Origin of the sequence: Massilia sp. CCM 8734 (genome assembly GCF_011682155.1) — a bacterium.
Taxonomy (GTDB): domain Bacteria; phylum Pseudomonadota; class Gammaproteobacteria; order Burkholderiales; family Burkholderiaceae_D; genus Telluria_A; species Telluria_A rubra.
Window position 1 is genome coordinate 1 of record NZ_WHJI01000141.1, and the last position, 1,105, is coordinate 1,105.

A 1,105-nucleotide genomic window follows, 5' to 3' on the forward strand; every position below is an offset into this window, starting at 1 on the left:
TACCGCATGCAGCGTTGAGGGCTGCATGCAAAAAATGCCGTCAATGCCAGACCGCGCGTCTGCTTGACCCGGTCCGTCGAAAATTGGGCGATTGCGCCGAGCAAATTCAATCGACGCCGACTCCTGCGGTGGATGAGCGTAATATGGCTTACGCAAGCACTTGTTGAACAGAGGTCGTGCCGGGTCAAGCTATTCATCCACTACCTGTCCGAACCGACCAATCTCCCCGCAACCAAAAGGATGGTGAAATGTCGATTAATCAACTTGTATACATAAGTCAGGCAGTACGTAAGATGTCTCCGGAAGATCTTGCCGCGATCCAAGAAACGGCAAAGAAAAACAACGGACCACTCGACGTCACCGGCAGTTTGTTTTACAACGGCGGTTGGTTCTTGCAAGTATTGGAAGGTCCGGTATCGACGCTCGATAAGCTCTATAAGAAAATCGAACTTGATCCCCGGCACAAGAATTCCCGGATACTTTACAACGAGCCAGCAAACTTCCGTACGTTTCCGCGCTGGAGCATGAATATGACCAACTTGAACGACAGGCAAGCCGACAAATACGATGAACTTGTTGAAGTCCTCGAAGCGGCTCAAACAAACCGCAGGATCGGATCGACATCCCCGGCAGTGGCGTTACTGAAAATTTTCAAAGATTAAACGACGCGGGCCTAGTTGAGGATGTGGAACGACCGCTTGTGGCCGAAATCGGCCTGTCGGAAAACAAGTGTTTGCGGATACCCTTTTCGTCCTATACGAGTTACATTGGTTGTTAAAATGCAATGTTCACGTAAAACCTTGGCGGGCCGATGAGCACTCGGAAGCGGTACTTTAGACGATTTCTGTCACCTGCCAGGGTGCTCAGCTGTAATTTTTGAGCTTATCGTACTATTTTTTCACGATTCTGTGTCCGCCTCTCAAGGTGAAATCTAAGTTAGTCTTTAATCGGCTTTAGACTGCCCCGCGAATTGACCATGGAGGCAGTACAGATGAAAAATCGGGATGTAGTAGCGGAATATTGTGACGAGTGGGTGCGCTGGTGCCAGACGCGCAGCTTTTACGTGCGACCGGCCAGCAGCGGGACCCTCGGGCGCCTGCAGCCG

The 1,105-nt window shown here is 50.9% G+C and carries 1 protein-coding gene; it reads left to right on the forward strand.

Features of this window, described 5'->3' with window-relative positions:
• Window positions 1–248 precede the first annotated feature (248 nt).
• On the forward strand, window positions 249–662 hold the full coding sequence (locus F2P46_RS35885) for a BLUF domain-containing protein (RefSeq protein WP_166899289.1): 414 nt from the start codon (window positions 249–251) through the stop codon (window positions 660–662).
• Window positions 663–1,105: the final 443 nt, after the last annotated feature.

Bases quoted from the DNA above. Each gene is read 5' to 3' on its own strand.
- F2P46_RS35885 (WP_166899289.1), top strand. From the start codon at position 249: ATGTCGATTAATCAACTTGTATACATAAGTCAGGCAGTACGTAAGATG.